At 60.6% G+C, this 18,082-nt stretch carries 14 protein-coding genes; 8 read left to right on the top strand and 6 right to left on the bottom strand.

Annotated elements, in window-relative coordinates:
- Positions 1 to 173 precede the first annotated feature (173 nt).
- The 8 genes from ppsA (at position 174) to AWU82_RS28965 (ending at position 8,337) form a co-directional block, all read left to right on the top strand.
- A complete protein-coding gene (gene ppsA, locus AWU82_RS29000; RefSeq protein ID WP_064378746.1) occupies positions 174 to 2,549 on the top strand; it encodes a phosphoenolpyruvate synthase in 2,376 nt (791 codons plus the stop codon).
- 98 nt (positions 2,550 to 2,647) lie between these two features.
- On the top strand, positions 2,648 to 3,637 hold the full coding sequence (locus AWU82_RS28995; RefSeq protein WP_011333247.1) for an alpha/beta fold hydrolase: 990 nt from the start codon (positions 2,648 to 2,650) through the stop codon (positions 3,635 to 3,637).
- Positions 3,638 to 3,863: 226 nt separating this feature from the next.
- On the top strand, positions 3,864 to 4,355 hold the full coding sequence (gene rraA / locus AWU82_RS28990) for a ribonuclease E activity regulator RraA (protein ID WP_064378747.1): 492 nt from the start codon (positions 3,864 to 3,866) through the stop codon (positions 4,353 to 4,355).
- 24 nt (positions 4,356 to 4,379) lie between these two features.
- Entirely contained in the window at positions 4,380 to 5,375 is a 996-nt protein-coding gene (gene cmaX / locus AWU82_RS28985; RefSeq protein WP_011333249.1) for a divalent cation transporter CmaX, read from the top strand.
- 63 nt (positions 5,376 to 5,438) lie between these two features.
- Positions 5,439 to 5,687, top strand: a complete 249-nt coding sequence (locus AWU82_RS28980; RefSeq protein WP_007951986.1) for a hypothetical protein — start codon at positions 5,439 to 5,441, stop codon at positions 5,685 to 5,687.
- Positions 5,688 to 5,689: 2 nt separating this feature from the next.
- Positions 5,690 to 6,514: a mechanosensitive ion channel family protein gene (locus AWU82_RS28975; RefSeq protein ID WP_007951987.1), complete on the top strand. Its 825-nt coding sequence runs from the start codon at positions 5,690 to 5,692 to the stop codon at positions 6,512 to 6,514.
- 90 nt (positions 6,515 to 6,604) lie between these two features.
- Positions 6,605 to 7,195 (top strand): RNA polymerase sigma factor SigX, encoded by a 591-nt coding sequence (sigX, locus tag AWU82_RS28970; protein ID WP_011333251.1) that lies wholly within the window; start codon positions 6,605 to 6,607, stop codon positions 7,193 to 7,195.
- A gap of 107 nt (positions 7,196 to 7,302) precedes the next feature.
- Positions 7,303 to 8,337, top strand: a complete 1,035-nt coding sequence (locus AWU82_RS28965; RefSeq protein ID WP_064378748.1) for an OmpA family protein — start codon at positions 7,303 to 7,305, stop codon at positions 8,335 to 8,337.
- A 74-nt stretch (positions 8,338 to 8,411) separates the two neighbouring features.
- Here the strand turns inward: AWU82_RS28965 and cobA are convergent, their stop codons facing one another.
- From cobA to AWU82_RS28935, 6 genes are all read right to left on the bottom strand, one after another.
- Positions 8,412 to 9,164: a uroporphyrinogen-III C-methyltransferase gene (gene cobA, locus AWU82_RS28960; protein WP_064378749.1), complete on the bottom strand. Its 753-nt coding sequence runs from the start codon at positions 9,162 to 9,164 to the stop codon at positions 8,412 to 8,414.
- Positions 9,165 to 9,177: 13 nt separating this feature from the next.
- On the bottom strand, positions 9,178 to 11,892 hold the full coding sequence (locus AWU82_RS28955; protein ID WP_064378750.1) for a nitrate reductase: 2,715 nt from the start codon (positions 11,890 to 11,892) through the stop codon (positions 9,178 to 9,180).
- Complete coding sequence (gene nirD / locus AWU82_RS28950) at positions 11,892 to 12,209, bottom strand: nitrite reductase small subunit NirD (RefSeq protein ID WP_007951992.1); 318 nt, start codon at positions 12,207 to 12,209, stop codon at positions 11,892 to 11,894. The genes AWU82_RS28955 and nirD overlap by 1 nt, the downstream gene beginning before the upstream one ends.
- Entirely contained in the window at positions 12,206 to 14,659 is a 2,454-nt protein-coding gene (gene nirB / locus AWU82_RS28945; protein WP_064384028.1) for a nitrite reductase large subunit NirB, read from the bottom strand. The genes nirD and nirB overlap by 4 nt, the downstream gene beginning before the upstream one ends.
- Positions 14,660 to 14,968: 309 nt before the next feature.
- Positions 14,969 to 16,639 (bottom strand): bifunctional protein-serine/threonine kinase/phosphatase, encoded by a 1,671-nt coding sequence (locus tag AWU82_RS28940; protein ID WP_064378751.1) that lies wholly within the window; start codon positions 16,637 to 16,639, stop codon positions 14,969 to 14,971.
- 7 nt (positions 16,640 to 16,646) lie between these two features.
- On the bottom strand, positions 16,647 to 17,858 hold the full coding sequence (locus AWU82_RS28935) for a nitrate/nitrite transporter (RefSeq protein ID WP_064378752.1): 1,212 nt from the start codon (positions 17,856 to 17,858) through the stop codon (positions 16,647 to 16,649).
- Positions 17,859 to 18,082: the final 224 nt, after the last annotated feature.

Below are 18,082 nucleotides of genomic sequence, written 5' to 3'. Positions count from 1 at the left end.
TGCACCTTGGGCCTTAAGCTAATGAGCATTTCTGGATATGATAGGCGCGATTTGCCGGCCGCCATTGGCCCGCATTCTCACTTATTTTCCAGGTCCAGGCCATACAGCCGGCCAACGCTCCCCCGAGCCGCCGGTTTCTGAGCTTTTCCAACACAGTTAGTGGAGAGATCACCTTGGTAGAGTACGTAGTTTCCCTCGATAAGCTCGGCAAACACGATGTTGAGCATGTGGGGGGCAAGAACGCATCCCTGGGCGAGATGATCAGTAACCTGGCCGGTGCCGGTGTTTCGGTCCCCGGCGGGTTCGCCACCACGGCGCAAGCCTATCGCGACTTCCTGGAACTGAGCGGCCTGAACGATCAGATCCACAAGGCCCTCGATGCGCTGGACGTCGATGACGTCAATGCCCTGGCCAAGACCGGCGCCCAGATCCGCCAATGGATCATGGAAGCCGAATTCCCTGAAAAACTGAACACCGAGATCCGCACCGCGTTCGCCGCGCTGTCGGCCGGTAATCCTGACGTGGCCGTGGCCGTGCGTTCCTCCGCCACCGCCGAAGACTTGCCGGACGCTTCGTTCGCCGGTCAGCAGGAAACCTTCCTGAACATCCGTGGCGTGGAAAACGTCATCCGCGCGGCCAAGGAAGTGTTCGCTTCCCTGTTCAACGACCGCGCCATTTCCTACCGCGTACACCAGGGCTTCGACCACAAGCTGGTTGCCCTGTCGGCCGGCGTGCAGCGCATGGTGCGTTCGGAAACCGGCACCGCCGGCGTGATGTTCACCCTCGATACCGAATCCGGCTTCCGTGACGTGGTGTTCATCACCGGCGCCTACGGCCTGGGCGAAACCGTCGTACAAGGCGCGGTGAACCCGGACGAATTCTATGTCCACAAGGGCACGCTGGAGGCCGGTCGCCCGGCGATCCTGCGCCGCAACCTGGGCAGCAAGGCCATCAAGATGATCTACGGCGACGAGGCCAAGGCCGGTCGTTCCGTGAAAACCGTTGATGTCGACAAGGCCGAGCGCGCGCGCTTCTGCCTGACGGACGCTGAAGTCAGCGAGCTGGCCAAACAGGCGATGATCATCGAGAAGCATTATGGCTGCCCGATGGACATCGAGTGGGCCAAGGACGGTGACGACGGCAAGCTGTACATCGTGCAGGCCCGTCCGGAAACCGTGAAAAGTCGCACCCAGGCCAACGTCATGGAGCGTTACCTGCTGAAAGAAACCGGCACCGTGCTGGTGGAAGGCCGTGCCATCGGCCAGCGCATCGGCGCCGGCAAGGTGCGGATCATCAAGGACGTCTCCGAGATGGACAAGGTCCAGCCGGGCGACGTGCTGGTCTCCGACATGACCGACCCGGACTGGGAGCCGGTCATGAAGCGCGCCAGCGCCATCGTCACCAACCGTGGTGGCCGTACCTGCCACGCGGCGATCATCGCCCGTGAGCTGGGAATTCCTGCGGTCGTGGGTTGCGGTAACGCCACCCAACTGCTGAAGGATGGCCAGGGCGTGACCGTGTCCTGTGCCGAAGGCGATACCGGTTACATCTTCGAAGGCGAGCTGGGCTTCGACATCAAGAAAAACTCCGTGGACGCCATGCCGGAGCTGCCGTTCAAGATCATGATGAACGTCGGCAACCCGGACCGCGCCTTTGACTTCGCGCAGCTGCCGAACGCCGGTGTGGGCCTGGCCCGTCTGGAGTTCATCATCAACCGCATGATCGGCGTGCACCCCAAAGCGCTGTTGAACTACGACGGTCTGCCGCAGGACATCAAGGAAAGCGTCGACAAGCGCATCGCCGGTTACGACGATCCGGTCGGTTTCTATGTCGAGAAACTGGTTGAAGGCATCAGCACCCTGGCCGCTGCGTTCGCACCGAAGAAGGTCATCGTGCGTCTGTCGGACTTCAAGTCCAACGAATACGCCAACCTGATCGGCGGCAAACTGTACGAGCCGGAAGAAGAAAACCCGATGCTGGGCTTCCGTGGCGCTTCGCGTTACATCAGCGAATCGTTCCGTGACTGCTTCGAACTCGAGTGCCGTGCGCTGAAACGCGTACGCAACGAGATGGGCCTGACCAACGTCGAAATCATGGTGCCGTTCGTCCGCACCCTCGGCGAAGCCAGCCAGGTGGTGGATCTGCTTGCCGAGAATGGCCTCAAGCGTGGCGACAACGGTCTGCGCGTAATCATGATGTGCGAACTGCCGTCCAACGCGATCCTGGCGGAAGAATTCCTCGATTTTTTCGACGGTTTCTCGATCGGCTCCAACGACCTGACTCAGCTGACACTGGGTCTGGACCGTGACTCCGGGATCATCGCGCACCTGTTCGACGAGCGTAATCCGGCGGTCAAGAAGCTGCTGGCCAACGCGATTGCTGCGTGCAACAAGGCCGGCAAGTACATCGGCATCTGCGGTCAGGGTCCTTCGGACCACCCGGACCTGGCCAAGTGGCTGATGGAGCAGGGCATCGAAAGCGTGTCGCTGAACCCGGACACCGTGCTGGAAACCTGGTTCTTCCTTGCCGAAGGCCAGGCGGCGGAATAAGCCGTGAATGAAGCCTCGGCCCGTTGAACCGGGCCGGGGCTTTAAGATTGAAGTAGGGCGAGCTCTCCGGATGCCGCCCTTTTTTGTGCAAGAGCATTATGCAAAGCAGCAGCAACCTATTTCCTGTCGCCCTGATCAGCGCCGAGCGACGCGGTGATCTGAGCGAAGACGTTTACCGTTTGAAACCGGGCAACAGCCCTGACTGGTCCGTGGAAATCGCGGTGACCCGTCTCGGCATGGCCGATGAGCCGGCGTCGCGCGGCGTGCCGGTGATCTTGCTGCACGGCAGTTTTTCCAACCGGCGCTTCTGGTTTTCGCCAAAAGGCCTGGGCCTGGGCGCCTATCTGACGCGGCTGGGCTTCGATGTGTGGATCCCGGAAATGCGCGGTCACGGTCTGTCCCAGCGCAACGAGGACTACCGCCGCAACCGCGTCGCCGACTATGCCCGTTACGATTTGCCGGCGATTGCTGCGTTCGTCCGTGAGCAGAGCGGGCAGATTCCGCACTGGATCGGCCACTCGCTGGGTGGCATCACGCTGGCAGCCGCGTTGGGCGGCGAGTACCTCGGTGAGCCTGCGGTGGCGTCGGCGGCGTTTTTCGGCACCCAGGTCAGCCGCACCTACTGGCCGTTGAAGATTCCGCCGGTGGAATGGAGCGGGCGCTTCATTCTCAAGCGTTTTGCCCAGTTGTCCGGCTCGCGGCTCAAGCGCGGCCCCGAGGACGAGCCAATCGGTCTGGCGCTGGAAAGCATGCGCTGGTACGGGCTGTTCGGCCGTTTCGGCGACAAGGACAAGGATTGGTGGGCAGGTCTTGCCGATGTGCAGGTGCCGGTGCTGGCAGTGAGCGCGGCGGGGGATCATCAGGATCCGGCCTGGGCCTGCCGGAAGCTGTTCGAACAGATTGGCTCCGAGCACAAGCAGTTCATCAATCTGGGCCGAGAGCAGGGCTTCAACGATCAGTTCGGTCATGTCGAGATGCTGGTCAGCAAGGCGGCGCAGGCTGAGGTCTGGCCGCTGGTGGCGCGCTGGCTGGCAGATCAGCACACGCCATTGCTTGGCGAGAAGCCGGATCTGGCGGCAGCGGTCTGAGCTCGGCGCCCTGAAAAGGGCATTTCGTTCGCGTCGGCTTGCGGCTAAGATATGACGCATTGGACGGTTCTGGTCATATTTAGTGACTGTTTCGCTATTACGTTTCAGCCTGTGTTCAGGTTCGTTCAGCGACCATGACATGGGCTAAGGTAAACAGCGACCGCCGGAACTCGTTTCAAAAGAGTGCGACATCCTTGATCGTCTTCCTTGTTACAGGAGTTTTTCGATGAACCATTACCTTACGCCTGACCTGTGCGACGCCTATCCGGAGCTGGTTCAGGTGCTGGAACCGATGTTCAGCAATTTCGGCGGCCGTGATTCGTTCGGTGGCGAAATCGTGACCATCAAATGTTTCGAAGACAACTCGCTGGTCAAGGAACAAGCCGAGCTCAAGGGCAACGGCAAGGTGCTGGTGGTCGATGGCGGTGGCTCGCTGCGCTGCGCACTGCTGGGCGACATGATCGCCGAGAAAGCCGCGAAAAACGGTTGGGAAGGGCTGGTCATCTACGGCTGCATCCGTGATGTGGACGTCATCGCCCAGACCGATCTTGGCGTGCAGGCCCTGGCCAGCCATCCGAAAAAGACTGAAAAACGCGGTCTCGGCGACCTCAACGTGCCGGTGACCTTCGCGGGTGTGACCTTCCATCCCGGTCAGTACATCTATGCGGACAACAATGGCGTGATCATCTCGCTAAGTCCGCTGAAAATGCCTGAATAAATCGCGGTAATCACAGGGGTGAGGATGTTCGAGGAAGAAAACGCGCAATGGGGGCTGGTGCATGCCCTGGTGCTGGACGGTAAAGGCGGTGCGCGTTCGATAGCCCGGACTGATCTCGACGATCTGCAGCTGCAGGCTCATGAAAGCCTGTGGCTGCACTGGGATCGCAGTCACCCGCAGACCCAGACCTGGCTGCGCAAATCCAGTGGGCTTAACGAGTTCACCTGTGATCTGCTGTTGGAAGAAAACACCCGCCCACGCCTGTTGCCGCTGCCGGATTCCGAGCTGCTGCTGTTTTTGCGCGGGGTCAATCTCAACCCCGGTGCCGAGCCGGAAGACATGGTGTCGGTGCGGATTTTTGCCTCCGCCCAGCGGGTGATTTCCTTGCGCTTGCGTCCCTTGCGCGCCACTGACGAGTTGCTGGTGATGCTGGGCGAGGGCAAGGGGCCGAAAACCTCGTCCGAATTGATGCTGTATCTGGCGCAATTCCTCACCAACAAGGTGCAGGATCTGGTGACTTGCCTCTCCGAAGTGGTCGATGAAGAGGAAGAAAAACTGGATGCCGACGAACGGTATACCCCCGAGCACGGCGCCATTTTGCACATCCGTCGCCGGGCCGCCGGACTGAAGCGTTTTCTGGCACCGCAGCGGGATATTTTCGGACAGCTGACGCGGATAAAACTGCCGTGGTTCGTTGATGACGATGCCGACTACTGGAACGAATTGAACAACAGCCTGACCCGTTATCTCGAAGAGCTCGAATTGACTCGAGAGCGCGTGGGCCTTGTGCTGGAGGCCGAAGACCGGCGCTTGAGCGTGCACATGAATCGCACGATGTATCGTTTCGGCATCATCACCTGCATCTTCTTGCCGATGAGTTTTATTACCGGTCTGCTGGGCATCAATGTCGGCGGCATTCCGTTCTCGAGCAGCCCTTATGGTTTCCTGATCGCTTGCCTGACGGTGCTCGCCCTGGCGTTCGGACAATGGTGGTTGTTCCGCCGATTGCGCTGGGTCTGACGATGCGCCATGTGACCCGACCAAATTTGCCCGCGTCTTTCACAGACATCACGAGAGGTGCGTATGCACGATCCGTTTGAACAGTCTTTGCGCGACATGCTCAACGCCTCGCCGTCCAGCCGCGACGACGATGCCTGTCTGGGCCGCGTACTCAAAACCGCCAACCGCCAGGTTGGCGCCGGCGATCTGTTCAGCCTGCTGGGCCGCTGGCTGCCCGCGCTGATGATCGCCCTGAATAACGGCTCGGCCCATGTCGCGCCGGTCTCCCGTCTCCGTAAACCTACCGCTCGCACTGCTGATAAGGCTGATTGAATATGGAACTTGATCTCTGGACTCAGAGCCTCGTCACTGCAATGACTGCGTTGTGGACCAAAGTCGCTAATTTCATTCCGAACCTGTTCGGCGCACTGGTTGTGCTGCTGTTGGGTTTTGTCGTGGCCAAGCTGCTGGACACCTTGCTGTCCAAATTGCTGGCCAAACTGGGGCTTGATCGCCTGATGGGCGGCACCGGCCTGACCAAATTGATGTCCCGCGCGGGGCTGCAAGTGCCGATCTCCACGTTGATCGGTAAAATCGTCTATTGGTTCGTTCTGCTGATTTTTCTGGTTTCGGCAGCAGAATCCCTTGGACTTGAGCGAGTTTCAGCTACGCTTGACATGCTCGCGCTGTATCTGCCGAAGGTATTCGGTGCGGCGCTTGTGTTACTGGTCGGTGTCCTGCTCGCGCAACTGGCCAATGGCCTGGTTCGCGGGGCGGCAGAAGGCGTAGGCCTGGACTACGCTTCCGGCCTTGGGCGAATTGCCCAGGGCCTGGTGATCATCATCAGCATTTCGGTCGCGATCAGTCAGCTGGAGGTCAAGACCGACCTGCTGAACCATGTGATCGTGATCGTATTGATTACCGTTGGTCTGGCGGTTGCGTTGGCCATGGGGTTGGGAAGCCGGGAAATTGCCGGTCAGATTCTTGCGGGAATCTATGTGCGTGAGTTGTATCAGGTTGGGCAACAAGTGCGTATTGGCGAGGTCGAAGGCCAGATTGAAGAGATCGGCACGGTTAAGACCACATTGCTGACCGATGAGGGTGAGCTAGTCTCTCTCTCCAATCGGATCCTGCTGGAGCAGCATGTGAGTAGCCGCTAACCCGGCAAACCCTGCTAATGTATGCCGCCGCAAAATGCCAGCCATCGCTGGCTGCGGTGGACATTGACCTGACTGTCGGCACGACTTGTTTTGAATAAAGCCCAAACGCTATCCACGCGCTACGACCCCCGCGAGCTCTCTGATGAGGAGTTGGTCGCGCGCTCGCATACCGAGCTTTTTCACGTGACGCGTGCGTATGAAGAACTGATGCGGCGTTACCAGCGGACATTATTTAACGTGTGCGCACGATATCTTGGGAACGATCGCGATGCAGACGATGTCTGTCAGGAAGTGATGTTGAAGGTGCTGTACGGGCTGAAGAACTTCGAGGGGAAATCGAAGTTCAAGACATGGCTGTACAGCATCACCTACAACGAATGCATCACACAGTATCGGAAGGAACGGCGAAAGCGTCGCTTGATGGACGCACTGAGTCTTGACCCCCTTGAGGAAGCGTCCGAAGAAAAGGCGCCGAAACCCGAGGAGAAGGGCGGACTGGATCGCTGGCTGGTGTATGTGAACCCGATTGACCGGGAAATTCTGGTGCTACGATTTGTCGCAGAGCTGGAGTTCCAGGAGATCGCAGACATCATGCACATGGGTTTGAGTGCGACAAAAATGCGTTACAAACGCGCTCTTGATAAATTGCGTGAGAAATTTGCAGGCATTGCTGAAACTTAGTTCGGCGCAAATATCTCTTACGTGTAGGCAAGTTCTGATAGACTTGCCGCCGAGTTGTCCCCCGGTTTGCGGGACTGCTTCACAATCACCAGATGGGGATTTAACGGATGAAACTGAAAAACACCTTGGGCTTGGCCATTGGTTCTTTGATTGCCGCCACTTCTTTCGGCGCTCTGGCACAAGGCCAAGGCGCAGTTGAAATCGAAGGCTTCGCAAAGAAAGAACAATTCGACAGCGCTCGTAACTTCAAGAACAACGGCAACCTGTTCGGCGGTTCGATCGGTTACTTCCTGACCGACGACGTTGAACTGCGTCTGGGCTACGACGAAGTGCACAACGTGCGTGCCGACGATGGCAAGAACGTCAAGGGCGCCAACACCGCTCTGGACGCTCTGTACCACTTCAACAACCCAGGCGACATGCTGCGTCCATACGTTTCGGCCGGTTTCTCTGACCAGAGCATCGACCAGAACGGTTCGAACGGTCGCAACCGTTCCACCTTCGCCAACCTGGGCGCCGGTGCCAAGCTGTACTTCACCGACAACTTCTACGCCCGTGCTGGCGTTGAAGCTCAGTACAACATCGACCAGGGCGACACCGAGTGGGCTCCTAGCGTCGGTATCGGTGTGAACTTCGGTGGCGGCTCCAAGCCAGCTGCTGCTCCAGTTCCAGCACCAGCTGAAGTCTGCTCCGACAGCGACAACGACGGCGTGTGCGACAACGTTGACAAGTGCCCGGACACCCCAGCCAACGTAACTGTTGACGCTGATGGCTGCCCAGCAGTTGCTGAAGTTGTTCGTGTTGAGCTGGACGTGAAGTTCGACTTCGACAAGTCGGTTGTGAAGCCAAACAGCTACGGCGACATCAAAAACCTGGCTGACTTCATGAAGCAGTACCCATCCACCACCACTACTGTTGAAGGTCACACTGACTCCGTCGGTCCTGACGCTTACAACCAGAAACTGTCCGAGCGTCGTGCAAACGCCGTTAAGCAAGTTCTGACCAACCAGTACGGTGTTGAATCGTCCCGCGTCAACTCTGTTGGCTACGGCGAATCCCGTCCAGTTGCAGACAACAAAACTGAAGCTGGCCGTGCTGTTAACCGTCGCGTAGAAGCGCAGGTTGAAGCTCAAGCTAAGTAATTAGCTGCCGCTCCGAGAAAAGCCCGGCTTATGCCGGGCTTTTCTTTGCCTGCGATTTGGTGAAACCGGAGTTGTCAGGCCAGTCGATCGGCTGCCCAGCCAATCGAATCGACCTGGGTCGCAGCCGCTGCAACGGCGCCTATGACCAGAATCGCAGGACTCTTGAGCTGGAAACCAAGGGCATCGTCTTCCATCGCTGTCAGATCACTGCGGCATTCGCGCTGCCCTGGCAACGAGGCATTCTCGATCATCGCCACCGGCGTATCCGCCGCCATACCGCCTGCCAGCAGTTGCTCGCGAATCTCGCCGAGCTTCGCCACTCCCATGTAGATCACCAGCGTCGTCCCGCCTTGCGCCAGCGCCCGCCAGTTCAACTGGCTGTCGTCCTGGGTGTGGGCCGTGACCAGCGTCACGCCCCGTGCGACGCCGCGCAATGTCAGCGGAATATCACACTGGGTCGCGCCGGCCAGTCCGGCGGTGATGCCATTGACTAGTTCCACCTCGACACCGCGCTCGCGCAACCACTGTGCTTCCTCACCCCCACGCCCGAAAATGCACGGATCGCCGCCCTTGAGCCGCACCACGCATTTGCCCTGACGGGCATAACGCAGCATCAGCCGATGGATGAACGCCTGGGGCGTCGAACGACAGCCACCGCGTTTGCCGACCGCGATGATCCGTGCAGCAGGGCAGTGCTCAAGTACCGCCTCATTGACCAGATCGTCGATCAGTACCACCTCGGCCTCGCGCAAGGCACGTACGGCTTTTAACGTCAGCAGTTCAGGATCACCGGGGCCCGCGCCCACCAGCCAGACTTTCGCGTTCATGGTGTTTTCCTCTTCAGATGACGGCGACCGGACGCACTTCGGCGGTCAGCAAACGCTTGATTTCCGGGACGCAGGAGCCGCATTGCGTGCCGCATCCCAATGTATTTTTCAAACCCTGCAGATCCAGGCCTTCACGGATACCGGCGCAGACCGCGCTGTGGCTGACGTTCTTGCAGTTGCACAGGGTTTTGTCCGCCACAACCTGCGCGCCGGCATTGCCCGGCGGTGCACTCATCGGTGCCAGCAGCCAGCGCCGCAGTTGTTCGTCGGCACGACCTTCCAGCCACAGGCCTTGCAACCAGTGCTGAGCGAGGGTTTCGCCAGCGAGGCGGATCGCAGTGATGCGCCCGTTTTCGATGCGCACCCGTTTACCGATGGCGCGACGAGGATCGTCATAAGCCAGCACCGGCCCGTCGATCAGTGCCAGGCACTGGTCGATTTCACGCAGCAATTGCGGCTCCGGCGCCACGGCGCTGGCTGCGCGTATCAGCAGCGCAGGCCGTTCACGTCCGACAAGGCTGAGACTTGCGTAGGAAAACGCCTCACAGAGCGGTCGAAGCGCCTCGAAATGCCGTTGAACATCGCCCTCGATCAGTGCGAACAGTTGCCATGGCAAATTCACCGGTTCCAGTCGTACACCGCTGTGCTTGAGTTCCGGCTGTTTCGACAAAGGATCGAAGGCGGGCAGGGTCAGGCTGTTCACGCCGCCCTTGAGGAAACGATCACCCCAGTGCATCGGCAGAAACGCCTGGCCCGGACGCACGCTGTCATCGCTGGCGACCGCCACAATCACTGCGCCCCGACGACTTTTCAGATTCACCAGATCCCCCGATTGCAAGCGGTGACGGCGCATTTCGTCAGGATGCAGGCTCAACACGGCTTCGCTGACATGACCGAATAACTGCGCCGCCGTGCCGGTGCGGCTCATACCGTGCCATTGATCACGCAGGCGACCGGTGATCAGGGTCAGGGGAAAGCGCGCGTCGCGCTGTTCCTTGGCGGCGCGATAGGGATCGGCAACGAACTGCGCGCGCCCGTTCGCTGTAGGAAAGATACCGTCGCCATACAGCCGGGCTGTACCTTGGCGAGCGCCAGCGGGGAAGGGCCATTGCTGTGGCCCCAGTTCATCAATCAACACATGGCTGATCCCGGACAAATCCAGATCGCGTCCCCGGGTCAGTTGTTTGTACTCGTCAAACAGCTGCGCCGGTTGTTCGAACGCAAACAGCCCCGGCTGCTGCGGGCGCAGACGTTTCTCCAGACGCTGTGCGAAATCAACGGTAATCGCCCAGTCCGGTCGTGCTTCACCCGGTGCGGCAATGGCCTGGCGAACGTGGGAAATCCGCCGTTCGGAGTTGGTCACCGAACCTTCCTTCTCGCCCCAACTGGCCGCCGGCAACAGCAGATCGGCAAACGCTGCGGTTTCGGTGGTACGGAATGCCTCCTGCAAAACCACGAACGGACAAGCCTCCAGCGCGGCGCGCACAGCGGTCTGGTCCGGCATCGATTGCGCGGGATTTGTGCAGGCAATCCACAACGCCTTGATCTTGCCGCTGCGCACTTGTTCAAACAGTTCGATGGCGCTGAGCCCGGTGTTTTCCGGCAGCTTATCCACACCCCAATACGCCGCGACTTCTGCGCGATGCTCTGGATTGGCGACTTCACGATGGCCTGGTAACAGATTGGAAAGGCTGCCGGTTTCGCGCCCGCCCATGGCATTGGGCTGACCGGTCAGGGAGAAAGGTCCTGCACCCGGCCGGCCGATTTGCCCGGTGGCCAGATGCAGATTGATCAGCGCGCTGTTCTTCGCACTGCCGGCGGTGGACTGGTTCAGGCCCATGCACCACAGCGACAGGAAACTCGGCGCGGTGCCGATCCACTCGGCGCATTGCTGCAACTGCTCGACGCTGATCCCGCACAGCTGCGAAACCATCGCCGGGGTGTAATCGCGCACCAGGCTTTTCAGCTCGGCGAGGCCTTCGGTGTGGGCCTTGATGAAGTCGCGGTCGATCCAGTCTTCCCACAACAACAGATGCAAAATTCCATGGAACAACGCGACATCGGTGCCCGGCAGAATCGCCAGATGCAGGTCGGCCAAATCACAAGTGTCGGTGCGCCGTGGATCAATGACGACGACTTTCATCTGCGGGCGGCGGGATTTTGCTTCTTCGAGGCGGCGAAAAAGCACTGGATGCGCGTAGGCCATGTTACTGCCGACGATCACCACGCAATCGCTCAACTCCAGGTCTTCATAGCTGCATGGCGGTGCGTCGGCGCCGAGGCTGCGTTTGTAGCCGACCACTGCCGACGACATGCACAGCCGCGAATTACTGTCGATGTTATTGGTGCCGACCAGCGCTCGCGCCAGTTTGTTGAAGGCGTAGTAATCCTCGGTCAGCAATTGCCCGGAGATGTAGAACGCCACGCTGTCCGGGCCATGTTCGGCGATGGTTGCGGCGAATACGTTGGTGGCGTGATCCAGCGCGGTGTCCCAGTCGCAGCGACTGCGCGCCAGGCCTTTGCCCAGGCGCAATTCCGGGTACAGCGCTCGGGCCGCCAGGTCGCCGGTCAGGTGCAGGGTCGAGCCTTTACTGCACAGTTTGCCGAAGTTGGCCGGATGCGCCGGATCGCCGCTGACGCCGAGGATGCGCTCGCCGTCATGTTCGATCAGCACGCCGCAGCCGACCCCGCAATAGCAACAGGTCGAGGCGGTCGTCTGGCGGTTCATCAGACGGCGTCCCGCAGGGCCAGTTGCACGCGGCCGTTTTCCACTCGGGCCGGGTGATGGTGCGCGCAGCCGACGTCCGGCGCCTGGGCTTCGCCGGATTGCAGGTCGATCTGCCAGTTGTGCAGCGGGCAGGCGACACGTTTGCCGTAGATCAGGCCTTGGGACAGCGGGCCGCCCTTGTGCGGGCAGCGGTCATCGAGTGCGAAAACTTCGTCGTCGCTTGTGCGAAAGATCGCGATGTCGCCTTTGGGCCCGGCGATGATCCGCGAACCGAGGGCATTGATCTCTTCCAGGGCACAGATATCGAGCCAGTTCATGCCGGCACCTCCAGGTTTTTCACGGGGATCACGTCGAATTCTTTCTTCAGTTGCGGCTGCGCGAGGCGCTCTTTCCACGGGTCCTGTTCGAACGACAGGGAGAATTGCAGGCGCTCGTTCAGAGCCTTGCGGCGCTCGGGGTCTTCCAGTACGGCTTTCTTGATGTGCTCCATGCCGACCCGTTGCAGGTAATGCACGGTGCGTTCGAGGTAGAAGGCTTCTTCGCGGTACAACTGCAGGAACGCGCCGTTGTATTCGCGCACTTCTTCGGCAGTCTTGAGCTTGACGAAGAACTCGGCGACTTCGGTCTTGATCCCGCCGTTGCCACCGATATACATCTCCCAGCCGGAATCGACGCCGATGATTCCTACGTCCTTGATTCCTGCTTCCGAGCAGTTGCGTGGGCATCCGGAGACCGCCAACTTCACTTTGTGCGGCGACCACATGTTGAACAGGTCATGTTCGAGGTCGATGCCCAACTGGGTCGAGTTCTGCGTGCCGAAGCGGCAGAACTCGCTGCCGACGCAGGTTTTCACGGTGCGGATCGATTTGCCGTAGGCGTGGCCGGATGGCATGTCGAGGTCTTTCCACACACCGGGCAGATCCTGTTTCTTGATCCCCAGCAAGTCGATGCGCTGGCCGCCGGTGACCTTGACCATTGGCACCTGATACTTGTCCGCCACGTCGGCGATCCGCCGCAGTTCCGACGGGTTGGTCACGCCGCCCCACATCCGTGGCACCACCGAATAGGTACCGTCCTTCTGGATGTTGGCGTGGGCCCGCTCGTTGATCAGGCGCGACTGCGGATCGTCCTTGGCTTCGCCGGGCCAGGTGGAAATCAAGTAGTAGTTGAGGGCCGGGCGGCAGGTAGCGCAGCCGTTCGGAGTGCGCCAGTTGAGGTAGCTCATGGTGCCGGCAATGGTCAGCAGGTGCTGCTCGCGAATGGCCTGGCGAATCTGGCCATGGTTGAGATCGCTGCAACCGCAGATGGCTTTTTCGCTTTTCGGTTTGACGTCCGCCGCGCCGCCGACGGTGTTGATCAGGATCTGTTCGACCAGCCCGGCGCAGGAGCCGCAGGAGCTGGCAGCCTTGGTGTGTTTCTTCACTTCGTCGACGCTGAACAGGCCATGTTCCTGAATCGCCTTGACGATGGTGCCCTTGCACACGCCGTTGCAGCCGCAGACTTCGGCATTGTCGGCCATGCTCATGGCTTTGTCCTGGCCCTGATGTCCTACGTCGCCAAGTGCGTTTTCTCCGAACATGAGGTGATCGCGGATCTCGCCGATGGCGTGATTCTCACGAATCTGCCGGAAATACCAACCACCATCTGCCGTATCGCCGTACAGACAGGCGCCGACCAGCACGTCATCCTTGATCACCAGTTTTTTGTACACCCCGCCGATCGGGTCGGAGAGGGTGATGGTTTCGGTGCCTTCGCCGCCCATGAAGTCGCCAGCGGAAAACAGATCGATGCCGGTAACCTTCAGTTTGGTCGACGTCACCGAGCCCTGATAACGGGCGAAACCCAGTTGCGCCAGGTGGTTGGCGCAGACCTTGGCCTGTTCAAACAGCGGCGCCACCAGGCCGTAGGCGATGCCACGGTGGCTGGCGCATTCGCCGATCGCATAGATGCGTGGGTCGTAGGTTTGCAGGGTGTCGTTGACCAGAATCCCGCGGTTGCACGGGATACCGGCCTTTTCTGCCAGTTCAGTGTTGGGGCGGATGCCGGCGGCCATGACCACCAGATCGGCGGGGATGATGTCGCCGTTCTTGAATTGCACCGAGCCGACCCGACCATTGCCGGCGTCGTGCAGGGCCTGGGTCTGTTCGCACAGGCGAAAGTGCAGGCCGCGGGATTCGAGGGCGGTTTGCAGGAGTTGGCCGCTGGTCTTGTCCAGTTGCCGCTCCAGCAGCCATTCACCGAGGTGCACCACGGTGACGTGCATGCCGCGCAGCATCAGGCCGTTGGCCGCTTCGAGACCGAGCAGGCCGCCGCCGATCACCACGGCGTGCTTGTGGGTCTTGGCAGTGTCGATCATCGCCTGGGTGTCGGCGATGTCGCGGTAGCCGATCACGCCCTGCAAGGTGTTGCCGGGGATCGGCAGGATGAACGGGGTCGAACCTGTGGCGATCAGCAGGCGATCGTATTCGGCCTCGGTGCCGTCCTCGGCGATCACTCGGCGTTTGACCCGGTCGATCTCCACCACTTTGCGGTTGAGCAGCAGTTTGATGCCGTTTTCCAGATACCAGTCGAGGTCGTTGAGCACGATTTCTTCGAAGGTCTGTTCGCCGGCCAATACCGGCGACAACAGGATGCGGTTGTAGTTGGTGTGCGGTTCGGCGCCGAAGACCGTGATGTCGTACAGCTCGTTGCTCAGCTTGAGCAGTTCTTCCAGGGTACGAACCCCGGCCATGCCATTGCCGATCATCACCAGTTTGAGTTTTTTCATCAGGTTCTCCGGGAGCATCGGGCTTGCCTCTTGTGGGCAGTCAGGCCTTGCTCGACAAAAATGGCGCAAACAAAAAAGGCGTCCCGCCAGTTACCTAGCGAGGACGCCTTTGTCCTTGTCCCGTTCTCTCGGGAAGCCTGGCCTTCGTCGTTGAAGGTCGGGCTTTATGTCAGTTGAAAACGTTAATGCAGTGGTTGTGCCAAGTCGCGGCGGGCCGCGAATTTACTGGGGTAGTGCTGGAATTGGCCAGATGTTCGTTGTGGTTTTTGCACTGAATGGAAGCGGCACGCCCGTTAATGGAGCGCCGCATCAGCCATGAAACAGCAGGAACAGCAGCACCAGATTGCCCAGCAGCGCCAGTAATGCCAGTGTCCGCCAGACCTTCAGCGGCTCACGCTCCAGCAAGGGGCGAGGGCGCACATTCAGGCTGCGGCGCTCACCTTGCTCCAGAATCAGCAGCCATTCCTCGGCGGTTTCATAGCGTTGCAAAGGATCGGCCGCCACACCGCGCTCCAGGCACTGCGCCAGCCATTCCGGCAGATCCGGGCGATAGCGACCGGCACTCACCGGCACCCCGAAACGCGGGCGCTGGAAGGCTTCGATCTCGCCGTAGGGAAAATGTCCGGTGAGCAGGAAATACAAGGTCACGCCCACCGCATACAGATCCTGGTGTGTGCTGGGCGCCGCGCCTTGAAAGGCTTCTGGCGCGATGAAGCTCGGGGTTCCGGGCAAGGTCGATGGTGCGTCCTGCGACAGACCGGGGCAATACGCCAGACCGAAATCCAGCAGGCGCAACTCGCCGTCGTCCCCCAGGTGCAGGTTTTCCGGTTTGATGTCGCGGTGCAGGATCTGCCGTCGGTGTAACAGGCCGACTGCCCGCAGCAGACGTTCGGCCAGATCCTGCCACTGAGCCAGTGGCAGCGGGCCGCTTTGTGCGAACAACTGCGCCAGGGTCGTCCCTGAATATTCACGCATCACGTAGTACAAATGCTGACGCTGACCGGCGCTATGGACTTCGGGAAAGTGCCGCCCGGCGACGCGTTTGAGAAACCATTCCTCCGCCAGCAAGGCCTGACCAGCCTGGGCATCGTCTGCCAGTTGTGCAGGCAAAGTCTTCAACAGCCAGGCTTGGCCCTGACCATCGAGCACGCGATACAGCAACGATTGCTGGCTCTGACCGACGGTTCCTTGCACCTGCCAGCCTTCGAATGCCTGACCCAGTTTCAGCGGCGGGGGCAGCGGCCATTGCTGCAAATGAATCAGCGCATCGCCAAGACTGGCCTCGCCAACAGCATCCACCCGCACCAACAGCGCACTGGCATTGTCCTGACTGCCGGCCAGGTGCGCAGCGTTGACCAGCGTTTGCGCCGCACTGTGCAGATCCGGTTGATCGCGCAGGATTCCGGCAATGGCGGTATCGCCGAGCGCCGCCCAAACGCCATCACTGAGCAGCACAAAACATTCGCCGTCACGCAGTTCGCCATCGAGAAAATCCAGCACCAGATGCTGATCCAGCCCCAGGGCGCGCTTGAGCACGTGCTGCATGCCCGGTTGATCCCAGACGTGATCCTCGCTGATCCGTTGCAAGGTCTCGGCGTGCCAGCGATAGACCCGGCAATCACCGACGTGCGCCAGGGTAAACCGCCGGCCGCGCAGGACCAGCGCGCTGACGGTGGTGAGCAGCGGCTGGCCGCCACCGTTGGCCTGCAACCAGCGGTTTTGCGCGAGCAGCAGACGATCGAGGGCCTGGGCCACGCTCCAGGTTTCCGGAGTGGCGTAATAGTCCAGTGCCAGCGCCTGCAAGGTCGAACGTGCGGCCAGCCCGCCATCGGCGCACTGGCTCACGCCGTCGGCGATGGCAAACAGAAAGCCTTTGCTGGCAGCCAGCGCCGGGGCCGGCGTGACCAGGCGCAAGGCGTCCTGATTTTCCGCGCGGGGGCCGGTGGCGCTGGCTTCGGCGAAGCTCAGTTGCAGAGCCATTCGGGCCTCAGACCCGGGCAGCGGTCACGGCCGCCGAACCCCAGGTGGTTCTCCAGCGACGTTTGACCCCGTGCAGGCCGAACCACGCCAGCACGCCAAGGCTGGCGAACAGCCACAGCGCCAGTTGATAGCTGCCGGTGCTCTGTTTGATCGCGCCCATGCCTGCCGCCAGGGCAAAACCGCCGATGCCGCCGGCCATGCCGATCAGCCCGGTCATCACGCCGATTTCGCGCCGGAAACGTTGCGGCACCAGTTGGAACACCGCGCCATTACCTGCGCCGAGACCGAGCATGGTGCAGACGAAAAGTGCCAGCGCCGCGTAGGAACTTGGCAGGTTGAAACCGACCGCCGCGATACAAACTGCGGCGACCGTGTACATCGCCAAAAGCGTGCGAATACCACCGAATCGGTCAGCCAGTGCGCCACCGAGGGGACGCATCAGGCTGCCGCCGAAGACGCAGGCGGCGGTGTAGTAACCGGCGGTCACCGGGCTCAGGCCGTATTGATCGTTGAAGTAGCCGGGCAGGGCGCTGGCCAGGCCGATGAAGCCGCCGAAGGTGACGCTGTAGAAAAACATGAACCACCAGCTGTCGCGATCACCCAAAGCCTTGAAGTAGTCGGCCATGGCTTTGGCTTTTGGTCGCTCCGGCGCGTTTTTCGCCAGCCAGGCGAACAGCACCAGGGTCAGGATCAACGGGATCAGGGCGAACCCGAATACATTGCTCCAGCCAAACGCCGCCGCCAGCACCGGGGCGATCAGTGCCGCGAACACAGTCCCGGAATTGCCGGCCCCGGCGATGCCCATCGCCTTGCCCTGATGTTCCGGCGGATACCATTGCGAGGCCAGCGGCAGGGCCACGGCGAAAGAAGCGCCAGCCATACCGAGGAACAAACCGAGCAGCAGGGCCTGTTCGTAACTGTGGATGCCCAGTTTCCAGGCACCGAACAGTGCGCAGATCACGATCACCTGGCCGATCAGCCCGGCGGTTTTCGGCGACAGGCGATCGGCGAGCATGCCCATCGCAAAACGCAGTACCGCGCCGGCCAGAATCGGCGTGGCGACCACAAGACCGCGCTGCTGGGTAGTCAGGTGCAGATCGCCAGCAATCTGCACCGCCAGCGGGCCGAGCAGGTACCAGACCATGAAGCTCAGGTCGAAATACAGGAAGGCCGCGAACAGGGTCGGGGTGTGGCCGGATTTCCAGAAGCTTTTATTCATCGCGCACCTCAGCGGTAGAGAATCTCGAGAAGGAGTCAGAACCAGCACAGTGGGGCGCCGCCACGGCCGCACCACCGGCCCCGTTCGATGGGGCCAAAACGCAAAAACGCCGCTACCCGGATCGCCGAAAGGGGCGAAGAAGGTGAGCGACGTCTTTGTCGTAGGTGGGGCAACCGCCGTTGGTTACCTGTAGGGATTACTTAGCGAGATTTGTGCCAATAGTC

It is taken from the genome of Pseudomonas glycinae, from assembly GCF_001594225.2.
Classification (GTDB): domain Bacteria; phylum Pseudomonadota; class Gammaproteobacteria; order Pseudomonadales; family Pseudomonadaceae; genus Aquipseudomonas; species Aquipseudomonas glycinae.
Note: the sequence above shows the minus strand (reverse complement) of the source record. Positions and strands in the feature narration are given on the sequence as shown.